This window comes from Caballeronia choica, from assembly GCF_001544535.1.
Taxonomy (GTDB): domain Bacteria; phylum Pseudomonadota; class Gammaproteobacteria; order Burkholderiales; family Burkholderiaceae; genus Caballeronia; species Caballeronia choica.
The window spans coordinates 1-20,482 of the sequence record NZ_FCON02000139.1 but is presented as its reverse complement, the minus strand read 5'-3'; the positions used below and the strand labels follow the sequence as shown (position 1 = coordinate 20,482).

23 protein-coding genes and 3 pseudogenes are annotated in these 20,482 nt (G+C 61.1%); 18 read left to right on the top strand and 8 right to left on the bottom strand.

Annotated features, from left to right (window positions below; translation table 11 throughout):
* Window positions 1–300, top strand: a 300-nt coding sequence (locus AWB68_RS49935) for a hypothetical protein (RefSeq protein WP_235028659.1), incomplete at its 5' end; no start/stop codon positions are given.
* Window positions 290–562, top strand: a complete 273-nt coding sequence (locus AWB68_RS47245; protein ID WP_125483139.1) for a hypothetical protein — start codon at window positions 290–292, stop codon at window positions 560–562. The genes AWB68_RS49935 and AWB68_RS47245, both read left to right, overlap by 11 nt.
* On the opposite strand, the gene AWB68_RS48455 is transcribed toward AWB68_RS47245, so the two are convergent.
* Window positions 559–786: a hypothetical protein gene (locus AWB68_RS48455; protein WP_160110122.1), complete on the bottom strand. Its 228-nt coding sequence runs from the start codon at window positions 784–786 to the stop codon at window positions 559–561. The genes AWB68_RS47245 and AWB68_RS48455 overlap by 4 nt on opposite strands.
* A 65-nt stretch (window positions 787–851) precedes the next feature.
* On the opposite strand from AWB68_RS48455, the gene AWB68_RS34915 reads away from it, so the two are divergent.
* The 7 genes from AWB68_RS34915 to AWB68_RS34890 all read left to right on the top strand — a co-directional run bounded on the left by AWB68_RS34915 (window position 852) and on the right by AWB68_RS34890 (window position 5,811).
* Window positions 852–1,049 (top strand): hypothetical protein, encoded by a 198-nt coding sequence (locus AWB68_RS34915; RefSeq protein WP_087648833.1) that lies wholly within the window; start codon window positions 852–854, stop codon window positions 1,047–1,049.
* A gap of 2 nt (window positions 1,050–1,051) precedes the next feature.
* A complete protein-coding gene (locus AWB68_RS34910; RefSeq protein ID WP_200828880.1) occupies window positions 1,052–1,468 on the top strand; it encodes a carbon-nitrogen hydrolase family protein in 417 nt (138 codons plus the stop codon).
* Window positions 1,469–1,958: 490 nt separating this feature from the next.
* On the top strand, window positions 1,959–2,129 hold the full coding sequence (locus AWB68_RS48450; RefSeq protein WP_160110121.1) for a hypothetical protein: 171 nt from the start codon (window positions 1,959–1,961) through the stop codon (window positions 2,127–2,129).
* Window positions 2,122–2,598: a hypothetical protein gene (locus tag AWB68_RS49930; RefSeq protein WP_235028658.1), complete on the top strand. Its 477-nt coding sequence runs from the start codon at window positions 2,122–2,124 to the stop codon at window positions 2,596–2,598. The genes AWB68_RS48450 and AWB68_RS49930 overlap by 8 nt, the downstream gene beginning before the upstream one ends.
* On the top strand, window positions 2,595–3,215 hold the full coding sequence (locus AWB68_RS49925) for a tyrosine-type recombinase/integrase (RefSeq protein ID WP_235028657.1): 621 nt from the start codon (window positions 2,595–2,597) through the stop codon (window positions 3,213–3,215). The genes AWB68_RS49930 and AWB68_RS49925 overlap by 4 nt, the downstream gene beginning before the upstream one ends.
* A 332-nt stretch (window positions 3,216–3,547) precedes the next feature.
* The gene (locus AWB68_RS34895; RefSeq protein ID WP_087648831.1) at window positions 3,548–4,663 is read left to right on the top strand and encodes an alkene reductase; all 1,116 of its coding nucleotides are present in this window, start codon (window positions 3,548–3,550) and stop codon (window positions 4,661–4,663) included.
* Window positions 4,664–4,860: 197 nt separating this feature from the next.
* A complete protein-coding gene (locus AWB68_RS34890) occupies window positions 4,861–5,811 on the top strand; it encodes a LysR family transcriptional regulator (protein WP_087648830.1) in 951 nt (316 codons plus the stop codon).
* Here AWB68_RS34890 and AWB68_RS34885 read toward each other — a convergent pair.
* The 6 genes and pseudogenes from AWB68_RS34885 to AWB68_RS34860 all read right to left on the bottom strand — a co-directional run.
* Complete coding sequence (locus AWB68_RS34885) at window positions 5,769–6,485, bottom strand: SDR family oxidoreductase (protein WP_087648829.1); 717 nt, start codon at window positions 6,483–6,485, stop codon at window positions 5,769–5,771. The genes AWB68_RS34890 and AWB68_RS34885 overlap by 43 nt on opposite strands.
* A gap of 90 nt (window positions 6,486–6,575) precedes the next feature.
* Window positions 6,576–7,247, bottom strand: a complete 672-nt coding sequence (locus AWB68_RS34880) for a peroxiredoxin-like family protein (protein WP_087648828.1) — start codon at window positions 7,245–7,247, stop codon at window positions 6,576–6,578.
* 47 nt (window positions 7,248–7,294) lie between these two features.
* A complete protein-coding gene (locus AWB68_RS34875; RefSeq protein WP_200828879.1) occupies window positions 7,295–7,501 on the bottom strand; it encodes a hypothetical protein in 207 nt (68 codons plus the stop codon).
* A gap of 65 nt (window positions 7,502–7,566) precedes the next feature.
* The gene (locus tag AWB68_RS34870) at window positions 7,567–8,133 is read right to left on the bottom strand and encodes a carboxymuconolactone decarboxylase family protein (RefSeq protein WP_087648827.1); all 567 of its coding nucleotides are present in this window, start codon (window positions 8,131–8,133) and stop codon (window positions 7,567–7,569) included.
* A 465-nt stretch (window positions 8,134–8,598) separates the two neighbouring features.
* Window positions 8,599–8,754, bottom strand: a pseudogene (locus AWB68_RS47240) (tyrosine-type recombinase/integrase); the annotation flags it as partial.
* 470 nt (window positions 8,755–9,224) lie between these two features.
* Window positions 9,225–10,095: pseudogene (locus tag AWB68_RS34860) on the bottom strand (LysR family transcriptional regulator); the annotation flags it as partial.
* A 184-nt stretch (window positions 10,096–10,279) separates the two neighbouring features.
* On the opposite strand from AWB68_RS34860, the gene AWB68_RS34855 reads away from it, so the two are divergent.
* The 3 genes from AWB68_RS34855 (at window position 10,280) to AWB68_RS34845 (ending at window position 11,959) form a co-directional block, all read left to right on the top strand.
* Window positions 10,280–10,513, top strand: coding sequence for a glutathione S-transferase family protein (locus tag AWB68_RS34855; RefSeq protein ID WP_087648825.1), 234 nt, complete (start codon window positions 10,280–10,282; stop codon window positions 10,511–10,513).
* Between the two features lie 67 nt (window positions 10,514–10,580).
* Window positions 10,581–10,994, top strand: a complete 414-nt coding sequence (locus AWB68_RS34850) for a DUF427 domain-containing protein (RefSeq protein ID WP_087648824.1) — start codon at window positions 10,581–10,583, stop codon at window positions 10,992–10,994.
* 224 nt (window positions 10,995–11,218) lie between these two features.
* Entirely contained in the window at window positions 11,219–11,959 is a 741-nt protein-coding gene (locus tag AWB68_RS34845) for an SDR family NAD(P)-dependent oxidoreductase (RefSeq protein WP_087648823.1), read from the top strand.
* Window positions 11,960–12,237: 278 nt separating this feature from the next.
* Here the strand turns inward: AWB68_RS34845 and AWB68_RS34840 are convergent, their stop codons facing one another.
* A complete protein-coding gene (locus tag AWB68_RS34840; RefSeq protein ID WP_087648822.1) occupies window positions 12,238–13,593 on the bottom strand; it encodes a sigma-54 dependent transcriptional regulator in 1,356 nt (451 codons plus the stop codon).
* 1,438 nt (window positions 13,594–15,031) lie between these two features.
* Between AWB68_RS34840 and AWB68_RS49920 the strand changes: the two are divergent.
* The 6 genes and pseudogenes from AWB68_RS49920 to AWB68_RS49915 form a co-directional block, all read left to right on the top strand.
* Window positions 15,032–15,145 (top strand): annotated as a pseudogene (locus AWB68_RS49920) (patatin-like phospholipase family protein); the annotation flags it as partial.
* Between the two features lie 340 nt (window positions 15,146–15,485).
* Window positions 15,486–16,814, top strand: coding sequence for a hypothetical protein (locus AWB68_RS47230; RefSeq protein WP_125483138.1), 1,329 nt, complete (start codon window positions 15,486–15,488; stop codon window positions 16,812–16,814).
* Between the two features lie 125 nt (window positions 16,815–16,939).
* Entirely contained in the window at window positions 16,940–18,355 is a 1,416-nt protein-coding gene (locus tag AWB68_RS34820) for an HdeD family acid-resistance protein (RefSeq protein ID WP_087648818.1), read from the top strand.
* A 94-nt stretch (window positions 18,356–18,449) separates the two neighbouring features.
* Complete coding sequence (locus AWB68_RS34815) at window positions 18,450–19,169, top strand: IS6 family transposase (protein WP_087648817.1); 720 nt, start codon at window positions 18,450–18,452, stop codon at window positions 19,167–19,169.
* A 540-nt stretch (window positions 19,170–19,709) separates the two neighbouring features.
* A complete protein-coding gene (locus AWB68_RS34810) occupies window positions 19,710–19,982 on the top strand; it encodes a phage tail protein (RefSeq protein WP_087648816.1) in 273 nt (90 codons plus the stop codon).
* Window positions 19,983–20,215: 233 nt separating this feature from the next.
* The coding region (locus AWB68_RS49915; RefSeq protein WP_235028656.1) for a hypothetical protein at window positions 20,216–20,482 on the top strand (267 nt) is incomplete at its 3' end.

Below are 20,482 nucleotides of genomic sequence, written 5' to 3'. Positions count from 1 at the left end.
CCCAGCATCATCTCGAAACTTCGTGAACTTGATGCTGAGCGTGTTCTCTTCGGCGCCATGCGCGGTAACACATTCCCCGTTTTGCGCACGAGGTGGGTGACACCCTTCGACAAAACAGTGTCCTGGCAGCGCTTAATCATTCACCAAGCGACATACCAGAGAAAGCGGTCTTTCGCCTGTCCAAAACCAGAAGCCGGTGAGCTCCGCTTCGACATCACGCGGCAGTCGATAGACAACTCAACGTCGGGATCGGCTGCTCCACCACGCCTCAAATCCGGGGATCGAACGTATGCGGCGTGATCTCGACGCCGCACCGCCGACCAAGCCATGTGCGCTGAGCGCCGATCAGGTCACGGGGATATTTGACATCTGGAGCGACCTGCAGCGTGAACCACTGGATCTGCGCGAACGATACATAGAACTCCACCATCGCTGCGCGGGCCGCTACACCCTTGCGACGCTTTTTGCTGCGCTGAACCTGGGCGAAGTGCGCTCCCGAGCGAACAACGCGTGCGACCGAAGTCGGCCGCTTCACGATGATGCAAAACAGGTTTCTGACTAAGCTTTTTGAATCAAGGGGAGGGCGGGGATATGAACGTTCTCGACAAAGCGCGGGAGGCCGGCATGGCCGTACTTCTCGACGCATGCATCGGACGGCAGCGGTTTCACAGTGTGACGGGCTCCTGCGCGGCGCTGGAACGATTTGCCGACGCGTGCCGGAATGCGTCGCTCGATCGCGAAACGCTTCAGCGATGGGAAGAGCTTTGCGAGCGAGGCCATGGTCATGACGTCGCAACCGCGATTCGCGGCCTGATCGAGGAACAGCCTGACGATACCGTAGGGAGACTGCCATGACCTGGGATATGCGCCTCGATCCATTTGGCAACCTGCTGCCTGGAGCACCCTACGACGATCCGCCAGGCATGGATCCCGCCGAGCAGGAATTCCTGCTGTCGATGTTCGACACACCGATCACGATCCATCGTTCGTTCGTTGAAGTGCGGGAATCTCGGCGCATCTGCGCTTCTGACCGATCTGGCAACGCTTGAGCATGAATCAAACCGCGAATAGTGTGGACTTCATTGAATCGGGTTCACCGTTTGGAGCGCCGGCAACCAGGGAACGCCTTCTGCGTTATACCGACAGTGCCATGGTCGTTGGCGCCGCTGATGAACGTTTTGATAGTCGCCAGCCTGTACCAGCCGGATTGTGGCGCCCGGGCGCCGCGGTGAGTGCTTCGCTGCCGCATCTGGTTATCGCGAGCCAGCGCGTCGCATTTTCGATCTGCTATGAGGATTTCCTATGGTGGCCGCATTGGCGGCTACTGACTGATCGACCCGATGTGCTGGTCGGCATGTCGAACGGGTGGTTCAGTGCCGAGCTCGACCTTGCACATATTCAACAGCAGAGCGTGCAATCGATCGCCCAACTCGCCGGCGTGCCGCTGCTGCGAGCCGTCAATCGATGAAACTTACTCCCCGGGCCAACGAACTGCTGAGCGAAGTGCTGTGGGCGAAGGTAGGTATGCTAATTGTTTGTTTCGGATAAGGCATTCAACTTCTCAAGCCTGATAATCGCTATCATCGGGGTACCGTTTGCGGATGGAATTGGCCCATTCCATTTTCCAGAGAGGGAAGGGGCCCGCGACACACGACATTGCAGCCAATGACGACGAGTCGGGCTCGTTCTCCGACGCCGAGGTCGCGCGGGTCACCCTTGAGCTCGACCGACAGATCACACGCTACCGTCGCGCGGGCGCAATGCACCACCTCGTGGAAGATCGACCTTTGTCGCTGCCAGTCAAACCGACCCGCATGAACTCGCCGTGCTGACCGCGCTGGCCCATACCTATGGGCCAGCGGTGGTTACCCACCGCGATTTCGCCCCGGTGCTCGACTGCATCAGCGAATGCGGTGCCGTGGTCCTGGTGCAGCGCGCGCTGTGGGGCGAGCGGCCGGATGACGTACCACTCGCGGCGCCTGCTCGACGCGCGTATCCCGTTCGAGATCCTGTGCGGGACCTGGTCCGAGATCTTGATGATGCAGGCGCAGGCTGCACTGCGGGAGTTCATGCCGCGTCCGCCCGAGTCGCCGATGGCATCGGACGACGAGGAGCGCCGCGATGACTGAACGCACCCTCGCCCCGGAAACGCTCACCGTCGAGCGTGGCTACGCGATCAAGGATTTCACGGCACTGCGTGCGTGCGTACGTGCAGCGGATTCCGCCGGCGGTGATCGCGCGTGCTTGCTACGATCCCCCATGAGGATCTGCACGCCGCGACCCCCGGGCGCGATGGAGCGGCATCTGGCCCGAATGCTCGACACGCTGGTGCAGCTCGCGATCGCGCACGGCTCAACCGTGCTTGCTGACCATTTACGCGCGTCGATCCGCCAGCACGGCCAACCGAAGTTGACGACGGTGATCTTCCGGATGGTGACCCAAGCGGGGCAGCTGGCGGCGGCCCCACCGCATCTGGACCATGCGATCGGTGCCTGGTTGCGGCCACGTGTCGCCCGGCGTCTGAAAGGCAAGGGCATCGATCTTGCTGATGGGCGACTCGGGCCTGCGGCGAGAGGAAGCCGCCTCAGCCCGCCATGAAAATCAGAAGGCGGTCGGTCTACGGAACACTCGAGAGGCCGGTGTGGGAACTGACGATCGTCGGCAAAGGCCGACGCGAGCGCGCGGTGCCGGTGAGCGCCGCAACGCTCGCGGCGTTGCACGCGCACTGGGCCGATCGCGACAAGGATTTCGAGGGCGCCAAAGTGGGGAGCAGGAGCACTAGCCGGGCCGCTGCTTGGCCCAGTCATCATTCCGTGGACCGAGGCGTCACGCCGGCACATCGGCGGGAAGGCGGCAACGGCGGCATGGACGAAACGGATCCTGGCGTTTCAACCGAGGTGGGTGGATCGGGTTACACCGCCGACGGTCTGAACCGGCTAATCGGCCGGATGCTGAAGGTGCTGGTCGAAACAATGGACGCGTTGAGCCTCGATGAACGCACGCTGCTCGGTCAGGCGAACGCCGATGCGTTCCGGCATTCGTTTGGCACCCAGTCGGTCGCCGATGAGGTACCAGTCGATGTCGTACAGAAGGTGCTGGGTCACGCCTCGTTCGCGACCACCACGATCTATGTGCAGGCCGAGAAAAAGCGCGTACTCGAAGTGGTTGCCGGCTATTATGCGGGGCGCACAGAACGCGGTTCGGCAAAGGGGTAGAGTGCCGATAAAGGCGCCTTTCTGAGGCCCGAATCGACCGCAACGAAGACGCCTCGAGGCGTGGCGAATGCGTGAATGTGGTACATGGCGTGTGATCCTTCAGGAGATTTATCGGTTCGGCTTGAGACGAACTTTGCGCGGCTTTCGACCTCCGGAGAAGTCCGGCCGGAATGATAAGCGCTATTCCCGCGAGGAATGAGCAATGACACTCGACGTCTCGCCCTGCTGACTATTCCGCGCAGGAATGACAGCTATCGCCCGGTGCTGTCTTCTGCACATTCGCGCTTGCCCTGAAGATCCAGAGGTCTTCTCACTTTTTTCAGGTACGCGCAATGAACACACTCTTTACCCAGACTCAAGTCGGCCCCTATCCGGTCAGTCATCGCGTCGTCTTGGCGCCGCTCACACGGATGCGCACCGACGCCGACAACGTTCCCGGCGATCTGATGGTCGATTACTATGCGCAGCGCGCTTCGTCGGGCGGTTTGCTGATTTCCGATGCAACCTCAGTGTCTCCGCTCGGCTTCGCCTATGTGGGCGCACCGGGGATCTACACCGAAGCACATACACACGGCTGGAGACGCGTCACAGACGCTGTCCACGCGAAAGGTGGACGCATCTTCCTTCAACTGTGGCATGCGGGACGACAGGCGCATCCCGCCAACATCGGCGGAGACCTGCCGGTCGCGCCTTCTGCCATCCGTGCCTATGAACACTCGGCAATCCACGACGAAAACGGCCAGATTGTCGAAGTCGAACAGGTCGTCCCGCGTGCACTCGCAATAGAAGAGATTCCCGGCGTGATCGAAGCATTCCGTCACGCTGCGGCGCTTGCGAGACGGGCCGGTTTCGATGGTGTCGAACTGCATGCCGCGAATGGTTATCTGCCCGACCAGTTTCTGCAGGACGGTTCGAATCACCGTACGGATGCGTACGGCGGCTCGCTGGAGAACCGCGCACGCTTTCTGTTCGAGGCGCTCGATGCAATCGCTTCGGTGTGGGACGCAGGCCAGATCGCAGTCCGTCTTTCGCCGGGAAGCTCGTACGGCACGATGTCCGATAGCGATCCGCATGCCACGTTCGGCTATGTCGCGCGTCGACTGGACGGCTATGGGCTCGCGTATCTGCATGTAATCGAGCCGCGTGTGCGCGGTAACGATGACATTGACGCAGCGTCGTCGGCGGTTTCGGCAAAAGACTTGCGGCAGGTGTTCAAAGGTACGCTGATCGCGGCGGGCGGCTTCACCGCGGACAGCGCGCATCGCATCATCGAAGCAGGCGACGCCGATCTCGTCGCGTTTGGTCGTCTGTTCATCTCCAATCCGGATTTGCCCGAGCGACTGCGCGTCGGGGCGCCGCTGAACCATTACGACCGCTCGATGTTCTACGGCGGCGATGCACGCGGTTACACCGATTATTCCTTCCACAGTGCGGCACCGGTTGTCTGAACCGGACTGCACGCATAGCAAACCGGCCCCGCCGCAGGCGATCCTGCGGCGGGGCCGTTTGGTTTTTGCGGATCGAAATTGCAAGGACGACTCGACGCCATCAATTTCATAGTCAGTGTTCTGACGCGCTAGACTTCCGCATGAACACATCTCAGCTACGACACGGACTTCACGGTCCTTCAAGGAGAAGCAGCGGCATGGACCGGATGGCAGCAATGGAAACGTACGTCAGTGTCGTGGAGGCGGGCTCGTTCTCAGCAGCCGCAAAGCGGCTCAAACTCGGGCAACCGGCCGTCTCGAAGTCGATCGCGCAACTCGAGGAGCGACTCGGCGTGCGGCTCCTGTTGCGCTCGACACGCGGCCTGACACCCACCGATGCGGGACAGCGCTTCTATGAACACGCGAGGCGCGCAATCGAAGAAGTGGACCTTGCAGAGCATGTCGCCCGCGACGCGTCGACCGGGCTATCCGGCGTGCTTCGCATCAGTGCCGCCGTGACCTTCGCGCGCCTGCATATCCTGCCCGCGCTCAAGACGTTTCTGGACCGGCACCCGAACCTGCAGATCGATATCGTGCTGGACGATCGCACAATCGACCTGCTCGAAAAAGGCGTAGACGTTGCACTGCGGATGGGATCGCTCGACGATTCGACGATGACAGCACGCCGCATTGCGCAAAGCCGTCGACTGGTTGTCGGCGCGCCTGCGTATCTCGCCGAAGCGGGCGTACCGAAAACGCCTGCGGACCTGAGTCAGCATCAGGTAATCGTGTATTCGTTGCGAGGCGGCGGCGAGTCGTGGGCGTTCAGCCAGAACGGCAAGGAAGTGGCGGTAGTCGTGTCCGGGCGCGTCAGTGTCAGCGCCGCCGAAGGGATGCGTACGACGGTGCTCGGTGGGCTGGGCCTTGCGATTGCGTCGGAATGGATGTTCTCGCCGGAACTTGCCGGTGGCGCGGTTCAAGCGGTACTGACCGACTGGGAATTGCCCTCGATCGACCTGTGGGCAGTCTTCCCGGCCGGACGCCTGGTGAGTGCGAAGGCGCGAGCGTTCGTCGCCTTCGTCGAGGAAATACTCGGTGCCGCCGGCACCGGCAACGCAGCGCGCCCTCAGAAAGCGAGCCTGCCGATTGACGCGCCGCCATCGACGTAAAGCGTCTGACCGGTCATGAAGGCGGCGGCGTCGGAAAGCAGAAACTCGATCGTCGCGGCGATTTCATGGGGCTGACCGAAGCGGCCCATCGGCACTGCGGACAGATAGCGCTGCTCGCCCTCGCTCCCCGGCGGATTGTTCGCGCGAAACAGCACGGTCTCTGTGGGACCCGGCGCGACGGCGTTCACCGTAATGCCTGTGCCAGCCAGTTCCAGCGCCCACGAACGCGCAAAACTCACCAGCGCCGCTTTGGCTGCTGCATAGGCCGTGCGCTGCGTCATGCCGAGAATCGTCAGGCTCGAAATGTTGACGACGCGTCCCCAGCCGCGCTCGCGCATTCCGGGAAGCAGCGCCTGCACAGTCTGCACCGCAGGATGAAGATTCAGCGCGAGAACGTCGTCGAGATCGTTCAGCGCGACTTCACCCAGACGCTGCGGTTTGACCAGTGCGACATTGTTCACCACGCCATCAAATGCATAACGGCGCACCAAGTCATCGAGCACCGCGCCCGTTGCGACACGGTCGGCCAGATCGACGCCGACCAGTTCACCCGGAAAATCGCTTGCTTCGCGGGCAAGGCCCGTCACGTGGTGGCCGTCGGCAATCAGCCGCTCTGTCAGCGCGAGGCCAATGCCTTTGGTCGCGCCCGTTATGAGAAATGTACGCTGTGTCATCAAATGTCCTTTGAGAACCGGAAGGAATCGAAAAGCCGCGACGGGGTCTCCAGCGCGGCGTGGAAAGCGTCAAGCATCGGGGAGTCAGGCTCAGGCGTTGGCCGTCGCCTTTTCCAGAACCGGGAACATGTCAGACGGGTCCGGACGACGCGTGTAATCCGGGTTGACCTCCGAATACAGCACGATCCCGTCTTGTCCGATGACGTAGCGGGCGGGCATCGGCAAGGTCCAGCTCGGGTCGTTATTGAAGGCCGGCAGATCGTTCTTCAGGTTCTTGTACAGATCGACCAGATAGTCGGGCAATGCGAAACGCAATCCGAAGTCGGCGCCCGTCTGACCGTTCACGTCGCTCAGCACCGGAAAGCCCAGTTCGTTGGTGCGCACGGACTTGCGGCTATTGACCGGCGTTTGCGGCGAGATCGCCACGACGTTGGCTCCATATGCCTGAATCTCCGGCAGCACTTCGTTGATCGCCTGCAATTCGATATTGCAGTACGGGCACCAGACGCCGCGATAGAACGTCACCACCAGCGGGCCCTTCACCAGCAACGCAGCGGAAGACACGTCGTTGCCATCCTGATCTTTCAGGTTGAAATGCGGCGCGCGGTCGCCGGCCTTGATCGCGCGGCCTGCTTGCCCGCTCGCAATCAGTTCTGCCGCTGCGCGTTCCATGACCGGATGAATCTCCGCTGGTGCGTTGAACGGCGGTTTGCCTGCCTTGAAGTCGGCCCGGAATGCGTCGAGTTTGTCTTGCAGTGACATGAGTGTTCTCCGTCGAGAGGAATAGGGGAATTGATGTATCAGTGGAGTCAGGCCGCGTTTTGCGCTGCGGCCATACGGGCCACTTTGGCTGCAGTGATACCTTCGAGCGCGAGGCCATAGCCGATGCCTTCGTCGATCACACGACGCAACCGCTGGGTCAGTCCGATGCGGGTGTATTTGGTGGTGAGCAGCTGCTGCTTTGCGATCGTCGCGGCGTTGGCGTATGCGTCCTTATAGCGGTCGAACGTGGACATTTCGATTCCTTCTGTGAGCTTCGGTATGGGGTTGGACGGGAGCCGTGAGGGCTCCCGGAGACGGCTTAGGCAGCAACAGCGACCGGTTTGGTCCACTCGTTACCGGCCATGAAGCCGTCGAGTTCGGTGTGAACGATATGGTTGGTGTAGTTGCTCATCACCTTGGTTGCCACGCCCAGAATCACTTCGAGGACGTTCTGACGGGTGTAGCCAGCGGCGAGAAACGCGTCGACATCGGCTTCCGGGACGAAGCCACGCTCACGCACCACGAGCGTCGTGAAACGATGCAGCGCTTCGAGCTTTGCATCCGGCAGCGGCGTGCCGGCGCGCAGCGCGGCAATCACGCCGGCGTCCATCTTGATCATCTTCGCCAGCGTGCTGTGACCGGCCATGCAGTAGTGGCAGTTGTTCTCGAAGTTCGAGGTCAGGTAGACCACCTGCTGTTCGTGCGGCGTCAGCGTGCTCTTCGAGAACAGGTCCCATAGCGCCGAGTAACCGGCCAGCAGCGCGGGCGACTCCGCCATATGCGCCTGCAGGTTGGGGACGAAGCCAAAGGCGCGCTTCGTGTCTTCGAGGCTGGCCTTCGAAGCGGCCGGTGCGTTATCGATCGTGTAGGTTTGGAAGTTGCTCATCGTTTTGCTCCTGTTGGTTGACGGTGAGCAAATGATGAAGGTCAGCGCTTTTTCGAAGAAGGCAGGCACCGTCGATAACAGTCATTCCTGGCAGGCATAAAGCGGCGGCACTGGAGTGGAAGGACCGGAGGACGTTGAGGGTACCCGCACCGAGATGGATTGTTTGAAGCGTGGTCGACTGCTTTCGATCAGTCAACTTCTGGGCGGGACCGACTGCTCCAACTTCGAAAGCGGCCACGCAGCTCGCGGGGGAGCCATTGGCTGATCAGGGTCGTGAGCGCGCATTCGCTGACGGTGAGAGCTGAGATCCGCGATTACCTGTGGGCGAATGGGCGAATGGCAGCAAAAGTGATTCGTAGCTGCCTCACAAAGACCGATGCCTGGATGTCGGCAAGATGGAAAGGCGCCACCGAGTTGCAAATCATTTGGCCGCCGCAACGTGAGACCGGCCGTTGAGTGCGGCCTTTACCAATTCAGTTTGAGCTCAGTTTCGGTTGCGCGATGGCGATCATCGTCGTCCGCGTGCAGGTATTGACTGGTGGTGGAGATCGATGCGTGACCGAGGTTGTCGCGTACGTAACGCAGGTCAACCTGGCCATCCCTCCAGCTGCTCGACGCGCTCTTGTAGGCCATTGGCCAAGTCCGCCAGTTTCTCGACGAACGCCAGCAATTCAAGCTCCTGCGGCGTCAGCTCTTCTCGCGCGATGTCGGATAGGGGAGCGTGCGGGCCAGCCATTGAACCGAGACAGTATTGACATCCCGGGTGCCGACGCGGTTCAGAACGCGGAAGGCCATACGGAAAGGTGCGTGAGCGCGAGACGCCCTGACGACCCGACGTGGTCGAAGACCCTGGCACGTACGGACGCTCGGTGTGCGGGAACCGGGAGATCTCCCGTCTAGCCGGTCGCAGCATGGACTGGTCCGCGTCGGGAAGGCGAGGAGCCGTACCGGCGCTGCTATGTCCGCTAACGCTAACGAATGAAAATCGGACAACGTCCGGCGTCCCGGCGAGGGCAGGATACGTATTCGCCAGGCACGAGGGCACTACGTCGGCCTTTTCCCCATGAGGATCGTGTAGTGAACGGTGTCGAGAGTTCTTCTGCTCTCGAAAGAAAGAGCTTCAGGACTGGAGAGGTGTTCGACCTGCTGTAGCCAATGACGAGATCAACCGTCGGTGCATCGCCTTCAAGGGGCCGACTGACGACCGACCATGGCAGCAGATTGTTCGCATACTCCGGCATCAACGCCAGCCCACGCGTGGACGCCACGAGCGACATCGCCATCGCGAGATTGTCGACGCCGTGGTCGGGCGTGAAATCGACCCCGCACTGTTGCAGATACCGCTCGATCACGTCGTGCATCAACCCTGGCCTTGTTCGACGCCATGATGAACGTCTCGCCCACGAGATCCTCCGGGCGGATCGCTGTTCGTGCGGTCAGCCGGTGGTCGCTCGGCATCAGCACAATGAGCTCCTCCCTGCTGACAACGCTATAGTCGAGATCGAATCCCGGTTCGGCCCGCAGCAACGCGAGGTCTAGTCGGCCACGCGCTAGTGCATCGGCGAGGTCCGGCGATTAGCTGCTCGATACGGTGACGTCGATATCCGGCAATTCATCGCGCAGAATCTGCATGGCGCGCGGCAGCCAGGTTATTTCCTCGCCGGTCTGAAAGCCGAGCGCGAAGGCCTGTTTCGCCGGCTGCGCGGCGCGGCGCGCTGCCTCGGTCGCGGCGTCGACCTGCGCGAGCGCCAGCCGCGCATGGTCGAGGAAAGCCTTGCCCGATGCAGTCAGTTCCACGCCGCGCGCACTGCGGCTGAACAGTTCAGCACGGACCTCGTCTTCCAGATCGCGAATCTGTCGACTAAGAGATGGCTGCGACGTGTGCAGACGCTGTTCGGCCGCAATCGTGAGGCTGCCTGTCTCTGCGACCGCAACGAAATACCGCAGATGTCGAAGTTCCATATGCTCCTCGCCCGCATCCTATGCCTCATAGGCATGCCCACCAGCCTACAAAGTCTTTTTGCTTTTCGCGATCGACCACTAGATTAGCGAACAAGGGGCGTCGCAGGGCACACGAGAAAACCACTACGAACTGGCACCCGCCCTCGCCCCAATACCTCTTATCTATATCGCAGGAGGGCCTGAAATGGACAGCCCCGTCGTTGTAATCAGCGGTGCGCTTACAGGTGCCGCCGCGAAGCCGAAGGCAAAGCGCTCGAAGCCGAACTTCCCGAACTCTGATTTCTCGGCGGCGGACATCACGGCGCTCGTGACGGCCGACTTCGTCGCCAACGCGATGAAGCTGCCGATTCCAGTCGAACACACCGCGTTTCAGCGATGGTACGACGAGGTATCTGCCCGGCCGAGCGCCGCCGCATAACGCATTGCACCGGCGCTGACTGGCTGGAGAACGAACGCCCCTGAAGCGCCAACTCAAGGAGAAACTTATGGTCAGCAACACCACTCCAGCCGCCCGGCCAGTGAAGATTCCGGGCAAGGACCATCCGATCACCATCGAACGCAATCCGTCGCGGGTGGTGGTCACGGTGGCCGGAAAGGTCATCGTCGATACGCAGGATGCTTTGACGCTGTGCGAGGCCCATTACCCGGCAGTCGTCTACGTCCCGCGAAAGGATATCGACATGACGTTGCTCGAGCGCACCGACCACGCGACCTACTGCCCATATAAGGGCGATTGCGCGTACTTCTCGATTCCGGCTGGCGGCGAGCGCGCGGTCAACGCCGTTTGGACCTACGAGAACCCGTACGAGGCCGTCGCACAGATCCGCAATCACCTCGCGTTCTATCCGGACCGCGTGGATGCGATCGACGAGCGGCCGGCCGCTTCGACCGACAACTGAGCACCCGCAGTCGCTCACCATCGCACGCACGACGCTCGACCTTTCACGGAGATTGACATAACCGTCACCAAGCCCGAACAGCACAAGACCCTCAGCCAGAGGGCATCAACTGTTGCTCCTACGCGCCAAGAGCTCCTTGGGAAATGGTCCGGACAGCAACAACAGTCAATCATTAACTCGATTAGTGACGCGGTGAACCGCTCACGGAAACCTTCGGAAATCACATGTCTAAGTTAGCTCAAAAAGTCGCACTCGTTACCGGTGGTTCACGCGGCATCGGTGCTGCAATCGCGAAACGTCTGGCAGCGGATGGAGCGAGCGTGGCCTTTACCTACGCGAAGGACGCCAGCGCGGCCTCGGCCGTGGTCAAAGAGATCGAACTCAATGGCGGAAAGGCGATTGCGATCCAGGCGGACGCTACTGACGTCGAAGCTGTCGAGGCTGCTGTCGAGAAAGCTTTTGCGACCTTCGGCCGGCTGGATGTGCTGGTGAACAATGCCGGCACGGCCATTCCGAAACCGTTTGAAGACACGACGCTGGAGGAGATGGATAGAGTGATCGACATCAACATCCGGGGCGTATTCGCTACGACCAAGGCTGCGCTGAAGCATCTGAGTGATGGTGGCCGCATCATCATGATCGGTTCGGCGGTGGGCGAGCGTGCCATTGCACCCGGACTGGTGCCCTACGCAGCCACCAAAGCAGCGGTCCGGATGTTCACACAGGCGCTTTCCAGAGAGGTGGGAGGCCGGGGCATCACGGTCAACAACGTCCAACCGGGGCCGATCGATACAGACCTGAATCCCGCCTCAGGCGATTGGGCGGTGCCGCAGAAGGCCGCCACAGCACTCGGTCGCTACGGGCGCGTCGAGGAGATCGCCGCAATGGTAGCGTTCGTCGCCGGCCCGGAGGCCTCATACATTACCGGCGCGAATCTTACGGTGGATGGCGGAATGAATGCCTGAGTCTCGGCAAATATTCGGCCTACGGATTTGAAGAAGGGCGATGTCCGTGCGGATGCGATGGGGAGTCGATCTGCTAACGGAGCCGGCTGTCCATTAACCACCCCGTACGGTCATCAAGCCGCGCCGGTACAGTTCGCAGGCGCGGCCCGCGTCTGGCTCGCTTATCGCGAGACATGATTGCCACCGCGCTGGAATATCAATTTGGTGTGCCGCCTTGCGCGCCTACGTTCATCAAGCGAACCCACAAAGACAGTTTGTCTGCATTGAATAAGGAAATATCAAGCAGAGCGCGCATTTGGAGCACGCATCCCATGTGCTATAAGGAGCCGGTATAAGGTCACGCGAGAGATGCCGAGGTCACTCGCGGCTTCGCCCAGACGTCCGCGATTTCGAAGCAGGGCGAGGTCGATGGCTTGCCGCTCCGCTGTGTGCCGGGCCTGCGCTAGCGAAACCGGTGCGGCTTCGTCGTATTCACCGAGTTCAAGGTCGGGCGCGTGTATTCCGCGCCCGTCCGACATAACGATTGCGCGTCGAACGCGGTTGATCAACTCGCGCACGTTGCCCGGCCAGTTGTAATCGTACATCGCGGCTATCGCGTCAGGCGCGAACCCGCGCAGCCGCGGGCTCGCATCCTTCCTGAAGCGCTCGAGCATATGCTTAGCAAGCAACTCGATGTCGTTGCCGCGCGCGCGCAACGGCGGTTCGTCGATCTGGAGGACGCGCAAGCGATGGTACAGGTCGGCGCGAAAGCGCCCTCCGATCATCGCAGCCGACAGATCGACGTGAGTGGCCGAAACAATGCGCACGTCGACCGGCGTCGAGCCAGTAGCGCCCAGCCGGTCGACCTTTCGGTCCTGCACGAAGCGCAGCAGGGCCGCCTGGCTTTCGAGCGGCAGATCACCGATCTCATCGAGGAACAGCGTGCCGCCGTTTGCGATCTCCACCCGGCCGATCCTGCGCTGATTCGCACCGGTAAAAGCGCCGCGCTCGTAGCCGAATAGCTCCGATTGCAAAAGATGCGCCGGAATCGCGCCGCAGTTGATTGCGACAAAAGGCTGGCCCCGCCGGTTCGAGCGTTGGTGAATTGCGATGGCTGTGAGTTCCTTGCCAGTGCCTGATTCACCGGAGATTAAAACCGGCGCGTCGGTCATCGCGACCTTGCGGATCGAACGGTACAGCGCGCGCATTGCGTCGCACGAGCCGACCATCTTGCCGTCCGCGAGCGGTTCGCGCGAATCGGTTGCCGCCTGCTCACGCAATGCAGCCATGCCGTAAGCGTGCCCGAGGACATCGACAACACGGTCGTCCGGCGCAGGAAGCGTAACGTAGTCGAAACAATAGTCGCGGATTAGCCCGCGTAACGATGCGTCTTCGAGCTGGCCACCAACGGCTGATGCAACCCAGCCGACATCCGTCCTTGCAAGGGCCGGCATCAACGCAACAAGCTCGCGGGCGTCGAAGCGGCTCGAAAGATCCAGCAACGCCCCTATCGGCAGACCATCACCTCGGAACTGACTTGCTTCTTTCGCGCTCGATGCGACGGTGACCTTCCATCCCCGCGACTCGAGCTGCTTGCGAAGCGGCTTGCTGGGCGCGCGGGTCACATACAACAGTTGCCGTGCCACATCATGCATATGCGCATCCTTTGACCGTTAGAAAGCAGACCCATGGGCGAAGGGTCATGATCAACCGTGCACCCGCACAAAGTCGGCGCGCCCATGAACCGCGGACTGATTCTCAGCCGGGCATCTCCGCAACCGACATTCATCTATGCAACCGCAGTAAGCCGTTCCCACTTGAAACCAGCGGCGGATCCCAGCGGCGGCGCGGCACGTTGCCTTTATGTCAAGGGCAGGCCGCCGTTGCTCATCAGGCGGCCGCTGCGAAGATGCCGACTTCATGACCGGTCCTGAGCAAGCGCTACATCAAACTAAAACAGGCCGCAGCATTTTTCGGGCCTCCTATTCGACGACCTGTCGGCGGACCAGCCGGGCAACGCATCGTGGCGAGGCTGGCAACCGGTCAAAGGCTTCCGCCAACTGGGCTAGCAACACGTCGCGCCCTTCGCGATCTTGCCGGCTCACTGTCCTTAAGCTGTTGACGAACCTTCCATGACTTTCTTCTGGCACGTCGTGAGCATGCGCAGCGCTTTCGCGTTAAGCCGATTGGCCCACGCAGGACGGTGCGGTAGATGTTGCTCGTGACGACGAAGATCGTCTTGCTTCCCGCCACACCGGCCCGTCGTTAGACGCAGGCGGTGAAGTTGCTCCGGAAGCGTTGGCTCCTACGGCCACCATGCCCGGCTCGGACCTTCTTGCCTTCGTGGTGTAGGCAGCCGCGACTGCGAGTGCGCAGATCACTGCCGCCGCCATGAAGAGACGCCAGCCTAGTTTGCGCCGTCTGTGTTGAGACTTTGACTTGAGCCCCAGGTCATCCTGCACAAGGCGATATCGAACACGAACGCGTGTTCGGCGCCGCGGTTGAAGGTGGCGTAGAGCCCGCACATAGTCCCAGACTGAATAGCCGTCGCTTCGTTGCCAAGCTGGCCGTTGCGCTCCGCAACGCATACAGGCATCGGTGTCAACTTCGAACTCATTGCCGCAACACTCGCATATTGCGGAGCTAACCTTATTTGTTAGGACCATGAGGGCTCGTACCTGTTGGCAGATTCCTGATGCGGAGGCTGTGATTTAGATAAGACCTCTCTCGCGGGCGAGCGGCCAGAGCTGGTCTCGGTAGGGAACTGCGACGGCGACGTGTCGCCACCGTGCACAGACGGAGGCATCAGCGCCATGCTTCCGGGGTCGAATACGGTCGTCGTAGCGAATCGGAGCGAACCTCCTCTATGAGCGCGCACGCGCAGCCGAAGCTGCTAGGTTAGACTTGATTGCTTAGCAGAGGCTTAAGTCGCGACACGGAACAAATGATTTATGGAAATTCTGTTAAATACGGGTGGAGAAGCTCCGAACAGGGGTGGATGCGCACTTGCCGCAAGTGTCTGTCAAATAACACCCTGTGATAGCTGAAATTAATCGGCTTACCCGCGTCGCGACTCCATCGACGTCGTCGCCAATCCCGCTTGCCGCGGTCGCGACCGAGCTTGATACAGGTCTGGAGATTTCGCTGCAGGAAGGGCCCGTGATCGACGCCGTATGCGCTTCTATCGCCATTCCCTGCGCCTTTACTCGTGAATGCCGCCACGCGGTTCGTGACAGGTTCCCCGCAGCGCGGTGCAGCGAACCGTCCCGCACTGCACGGTTCGCAAGGTCAAGCGACGCGGTTAGGTGCCACTCATTTGCAGAGGTCTGGCAAATGGACTGTTGAAATCGGCGTGTCCAGGCGCATGCTGCGTTCGCAGCAGCTTCGTAGGTCGGGTTCGCCTGACAAGCGTACGCTAGAGCTGCCGCCCCAACCGGCGATCCCCAGCGGGTACCGATCCTCATTGAACGGGAGCTTCGCATGAAATGCCCCGGGTTCCTGCGACAGAGCACGTGGTCCGCCCGCCATGCATGGCAAGGGAGTCGAGATGTCTCACGAACTCTACATCCAGGCACTTAGCGCGATGTTCCTGTTCTGGAACGGGGCGCGCATCCTGACGTACCTTCCGACCATAGGCAAACTCCTCGCGAGGGAAGCAGACGTGCGTAGCCACAGTCTGCTGAGCTGGGGAAGCTGGGCTCTCAGCAACGGCACGTTCGCACTCATGCTCCTCGAAATGAGCCGGGGAATTCCGAATGGGATGTTCTGGATGAATCTGGCCAACACGCTGATGTGCGCGATCGTGTCGGTCATCATTCTCTTCAAGAGGTTCCCTCGGCTGCACACAAGTGTGAGCAAGGTCTATCGAAAGATCGGACGAAATAAATCGAGGGCTGGCGCCGTGACCGGACAGCGGGAGTTGCTGCATCTGGGTGCAGGCAATGTGGCTATCGGCACCAATCTTGTCCTTGATCCAGTACCGGCTGCTCCGCGTACGCTTTTCGGCCGCCCCGAGCTTTGGGTTGCGTTCGCGAGCGCATTGGCTGTGGGGGTCGTAGGTGCCGTCACGTATGATGCCTGGCCCAACCATCATCAAAGCGCCTACGTCGAATCGAAGGCGAGCACACAGCAGATTACCGCGATGACCGCACCGGCGTCGCCGACGCAACAACTGTATTCGTCTGGTCCAGTCACGCCATCAACCGCACCTCCTGCTCCCGCAACCGCAATCGCCCATACCGAACTCTCCCCGCCTACGCCTTCCACTTCGTTCGAACGGCGCGTGGCATCTGCCCGGGGTTCTGCTGCACCGCGGCCAGCGACAAGGCGTTCTGGCAAAGCGGGTAACGGCGCGCCCCAGAATCGGGGAAATTGGGCGTCGCACTTTATGGCGAAAGTGCGGCAGGCGCTCGGCATCACCCAGTCGACACCGCCAAAGCGACAGACGGTTTCGCCCAGTCGTGGCACGCGAGCATCGTCGACTTCTTCCCGCGGAAATGCGGTTTCCCGCACTGAGATCGCCCGGCACGCACCTTCCACTCCGTTTGATCACGGCGTTGTGCCTTCCCGGGATTTCGCCGCACCGCAGGTCGCCGCGGGGCGGCCTGGTCCTGCGGACGAATTCGCCACGCAAGATCGCCTTCGTTCGGCGCGGCATGTTGCCGTGCATGAAGCGCCGAGAACCGTCGTCTCTGAATCAGCTCACCCCGTATACGAGGGCCCCCCAGTCGTGTATCAGGAGCCTCCCGTTGCGTACGCACAAGCGCCCCTTGCCTACGCCCACGGATACGAGAGCGAGTACAGGGACCCCCGGCAATGGCACGACAATGGCTGGCATAAAGGCTGGAAGCATCATCACCATGAGGAGGACGATTAATGCCTGCGGCCCCATAAACTGCCTGTGCATCTTGAAGCATGCCGTCGTGCAACGCCGCGCCTGGAACCGCACTGCTATATTGAGACAATCTGCGCCGCTCGGTGCCACAGCCCACGGAGTCCCTCATGGTACGACTGGTCATGATCCTTCTAGGCGTCGACTATCTGCGCACGCGATGGAAGGCGCTGATGCTGGCGGGATGGCTCAGCGTCGCGCTGGGCGTCGAAGTGTTTATCGACATGATGGACGGCTCGCTCTACTTTCCGCTCAAACCGTTCGCTTTCCTGCTGCTGCTGGAAGGCCTCTCGACGCTTGCCGTCGCATGGACTGGCATGGGCGGCCAGCGCAAGCTGCGCTACGTGAAGGGCTCGGCCTTCACGCTGGCAGCCACATTGATCCTGATCGGCACGCTGCACGCCAACTTTATCCTCGCGATGATCTTCGGCACGCTTTTCTTCGCCGACGGTGTCCTGCAGATCATTTCCGCCAGAATAGTGCGGTTCCGGCGCTGGCGTCTGGCCATCGCGGGCGGCGTATTCGAGATGATGGTGGCATTCATCTTCTACTTGCCCTATCCCGTGCAGTACGCGGGGACGATTCCATACTGCGTGTCGCTCGGCCTGCTGTTCGGCGGCTGGAACATGATTCTGCTCGCCATGCGCGTGCGCCGGATGGAGCACAACCCCGCGGTGGCGGATTCCGTGCCGACGCCTGCCGCTGCGCCCGAAACGGCATTGGCCAGTTCAAGCGTAACGGAATGGGACGGCCCGCCATCGGACGACGAACGCGCCCTCACCATTCACGTCTGGATGCCGGCCGCCACCGCCAAGGCCGAGGCGCAGCCACGTGTGATCGTGAACCGCTATATCGCGGCCGTCGACCGGAACGGCGCGATATCCACCGGCCACGCGGCGCTGGAGTCGCCTGAAGGCATCTATATCAGCCTGTATCCGGGCACGGAAATCGATCGTTCGCCCGAGGAATTCGGGCGCATCCTGCGCGCGACGCGGGAGAATGACGTTCCGGGTGTCTTCCAGCCAGACTACCGGACCGAGGCGAATGCGTGGTGCGAGTCGACCGTCAAGGTGCGTATTCGCAACTACGATCCGGAGCGCTTGCAACGGTTTTGGGACGCGTATCGGCAGGACACGACCTATAACCTGACGTATCGCAATTGCTCAAGCACAGTGGCGCGCGGGCTCGAAGCGGCGATCGAAGGTGCGTCGGCGCGGGTGTGGGCAAAGTCCGGCGGCTGGAGACCGCTGGTGCGGGTGATGTCGACGCCCGAATTGTGGGTCGCCGCTCAGGTGCGCAAACGCGCGGCAACGATGGCATGGACGCCCGGCCTGACCCTCGACTACGCCCGCGCGCTCAGCATGCTCGCCGATCCGAGGCCGCTCGGCTGGATCAAGATGGCGCGGCTCGCACTCAAGACGATGTATCGCTCGCGTCGCCGCTGGCAGCCCGCCGAAGCCGAACAGGCGAGCGCGTCTGACCTCGGCGAGACGTCGGCGCAAGGCGCCACGCGTACAGAAGCGTGAAGAAAACAGTCTCGGATGGTGGCGCGGGTTGTGGTGCAAACAGGGTAGGCGAATAGGTTAGAGTTGTCGGAGCAAAACGAACTGATGACCCGCGATGAGCAAGCTGAAGAGCCTGGAAGAGTTGTTCGGTGGACGCCATTTTGATCGGGAGATCATCATTCTGTGTGTTCGCTGGTACCTGCGCTACAAGCTCAGCCTCCGCGATCTGGTCGAGATGATGGCCGAACGGGGATTGTCGCTTGCTCACACGACGATCCTGCGCTGGGTGAAGCGTTATACGCCTGAGTTCGTCAAACGCTGGAACCGCTTTGCTACGCCCGCGGGTCGCTCGTGGCGGGTCGACGAGACCTACCTGAAGATTCGCGGCAACTGGGTCTACCTGTACCGTGCGGTGGATCGGGCTGGCCAGACGGTGGACTTTATACTCAGGGCGTGGCGCGACGTGTCCGCGGCCAAAGCCTTTCTCAGTAAGGCCATAAGACAACAGGGCCAACCGCCGGAGACGATCACGCTTGATGGCTATGCCGCTTTGCACCGCGCGGCGCGCGAGATGAAAACCGATGGTCTGCTGCCTGAAGACACGAAGGTGCGGTCCTCGAAATATCTAAACAACCTGATCGAGCAGGACCATCGGCACATCAAATCCAGAACGAATGTGATGCTCGGCTTCAAACGGTTCAGGAGCGCCGCGACCACGATTTCAGGCATCGAGTTGACGCATCGCATTCGCAAGGGCCAGTTCGATCTCGCGAAGCTCGACCTCAAGGATTCCGCTGCGCCCGCCGTATGGAATGCTGTCCTGTCCGCTCGATAAGGTATCCTTTCTATAGTATTTTTTTCATCCCGCTTACCTATTTGCACCACAACCACTCACCTCATGTCGGACACCGGATGTAGGGGTTTATAGTTCAACCGCATGCCTCAAATAGCGGTCGATTTGCACATCAGAGCCGCGGCGGGCTGGTTGCCACTGGCGTGATCGTCGGGTCGCTTACGGCCCCACCATATCCAACATATTGGTTGCGCCAGATCGCTGGGGATTGCGGCCTATAATCGTGGCACCATCGCCAACAACGTCTTCTGGGATATAGAGGTAATGTGCGAAGCGGCAGGCATTCGCTCCGGAACACCGGTCCCGACCACAAATGGTTTGCCAAAGAGTCAAGAGTCAAATGAGCATGCCGCAAAGCCTTTGATCGACCAGGAACCTCGTCACCAACGACACATGGGTAATGCCACCGAACGCATCGCAGCCGATACTTGCGTGGCAAAGCGAGCAGTAGTGTTTCGTGTAGGGCCAGAAGCGGTGTGGAGCAGGTCGTTCCTTTGATCAGCGTCAACCAAGGAGAAGTCAATGGAAGACGCGTATATTGGCGAAATCCGCATGTTGAGCTTTGACTGGGCGCCCAAGGGCTGGTTGCTGTGCCAAGGCCAAACGCTGCAGATTGCGCAATTCCAGCCGCTGTATGCATTGATTGGAAATAACTACGGTGGCGACGGGACCAGGACGTTCCAGTTGCCCAATTTAACGCCAATGCCGGTGGCCGGCGGCGGGGCAAACGAAAAGCCCGGCCCGGCGATGAATTTTGCGATCTGCATAAATGGCATGTTCCCAAGCAGGGACTGAGCAATTCCGGCGCTGGCGATTCATGTGCCCAGTCGCCGCACCGAGCCTGAGCCCGGCAGTGGTTCCGGTGTTACCGTGGGTCAAAATCTCCGCACAAATCATTAAGGATTCCATATGAGGCGGGCCGCGACGTCCGTCGCGATCCCATGCGTGCAACTGATTGTGTCCATTGAGGACATCCCTCCGTGCGAAGGCGTGCAGCGCCCGAGCCCCCACCTTGAAAGGACCAACCCATGAAGAACCTGCTGCAGATGCTCGTGAACCTACTCGCCCGGGAGCGCACCCCCAGCATCGAAGATGCGATGCCTCGCGCAGGCAGTCGACGCCCAGGACTTGCAGGTTCGGCTTCTCGCTCTCGAGCGCGCACGGCCCTGATGTTCACGACCCAGGCGTCACGCCGGTGGGCGGCCCCAGCTTGCAACTTACATCGGCCGGAAGAGGTGGCCGAACGCGCGGCTGACCTTCAGCGGCCGCTGCAGGCCGCGCACGGCCAGACTGTA

What these genes read in the sequence shown, in the direction of transcription:
- AWB68_RS47245 (WP_125483139.1), top strand. Translation starts at nt 290, where the DNA reads ATGCGGCGTGATCTCGACGCCGCACCGCCGACCAAGCCATGTGCGCTG.
- AWB68_RS48455 (WP_160110122.1), bottom strand. Translation starts at nt 786, where the DNA reads ATGACCATGGCCTCGCTCGCAAAGCTCTTCCCATCGCTGAAGCGTTTC.
- AWB68_RS34915 (WP_087648833.1), top strand. Translation starts at nt 852, where the DNA reads ATGACCTGGGATATGCGCCTCGATCCATTTGGCAACCTGCTGCCTGGA.
- AWB68_RS34910 (WP_200828880.1), top strand. Translation starts at nt 1,052, where the DNA reads ATGAATCAAACCGCGAATAGTGTGGACTTCATTGAATCGGGTTCACCG.
- AWB68_RS48450 (WP_160110121.1), top strand. Translation starts at nt 1,959, where the DNA reads ATGACGTACCACTCGCGGCGCCTGCTCGACGCGCGTATCCCGTTCGAG.
- AWB68_RS49930 (WP_235028658.1), top strand. Translation starts at nt 2,122, where the DNA reads ATGACTGAACGCACCCTCGCCCCGGAAACGCTCACCGTCGAGCGTGGC.
- AWB68_RS49925 (WP_235028657.1), top strand. Translation starts at nt 2,595, where the DNA reads ATGAAAATCAGAAGGCGGTCGGTCTACGGAACACTCGAGAGGCCGGTG.
- AWB68_RS34895 (WP_087648831.1), top strand. Translation starts at nt 3,548, where the DNA reads ATGAACACACTCTTTACCCAGACTCAAGTCGGCCCCTATCCGGTCAGT.
- AWB68_RS34890 (WP_087648830.1), top strand. Translation starts at nt 4,861, where the DNA reads ATGGACCGGATGGCAGCAATGGAAACGTACGTCAGTGTCGTGGAGGCG.
- AWB68_RS34885 (WP_087648829.1), bottom strand. Translation starts at nt 6,485, where the DNA reads ATGACACAGCGTACATTTCTCATAACGGGCGCGACCAAAGGCATTGGC.
- AWB68_RS34880 (WP_087648828.1), bottom strand. Translation starts at nt 7,247, where the DNA reads ATGTCACTGCAAGACAAACTCGACGCATTCCGGGCCGACTTCAAGGCA.
- AWB68_RS34875 (WP_200828879.1), bottom strand. Translation starts at nt 7,501, where the DNA reads ATGTCCACGTTCGACCGCTATAAGGACGCATACGCCAACGCCGCGACG.
- AWB68_RS34870 (WP_087648827.1), bottom strand. Translation starts at nt 8,133, where the DNA reads ATGAGCAACTTCCAAACCTACACGATCGATAACGCACCGGCCGCTTCG.
- AWB68_RS34855 (WP_087648825.1), top strand. Translation starts at nt 10,280, where the DNA reads ATGGACAGCCCCGTCGTTGTAATCAGCGGTGCGCTTACAGGTGCCGCC.
- AWB68_RS34850 (WP_087648824.1), top strand. Translation starts at nt 10,581, where the DNA reads ATGGTCAGCAACACCACTCCAGCCGCCCGGCCAGTGAAGATTCCGGGC.
- AWB68_RS34845 (WP_087648823.1), top strand. Translation starts at nt 11,219, where the DNA reads ATGTCTAAGTTAGCTCAAAAAGTCGCACTCGTTACCGGTGGTTCACGC.
- AWB68_RS34840 (WP_087648822.1), bottom strand. Translation starts at nt 13,593, where the DNA reads ATGCATGATGTGGCACGGCAACTGTTGTATGTGACCCGCGCGCCCAGC.
- AWB68_RS47230 (WP_125483138.1), top strand. Translation starts at nt 15,486, where the DNA reads ATGTCTCACGAACTCTACATCCAGGCACTTAGCGCGATGTTCCTGTTC.
- AWB68_RS34820 (WP_087648818.1), top strand. Translation starts at nt 16,940, where the DNA reads ATGGTACGACTGGTCATGATCCTTCTAGGCGTCGACTATCTGCGCACG.
- AWB68_RS34815 (WP_087648817.1), top strand. Translation starts at nt 18,450, where the DNA reads ATGAGCAAGCTGAAGAGCCTGGAAGAGTTGTTCGGTGGACGCCATTTT.
- AWB68_RS34810 (WP_087648816.1), top strand. Translation starts at nt 19,710, where the DNA reads ATGGAAGACGCGTATATTGGCGAAATCCGCATGTTGAGCTTTGACTGG.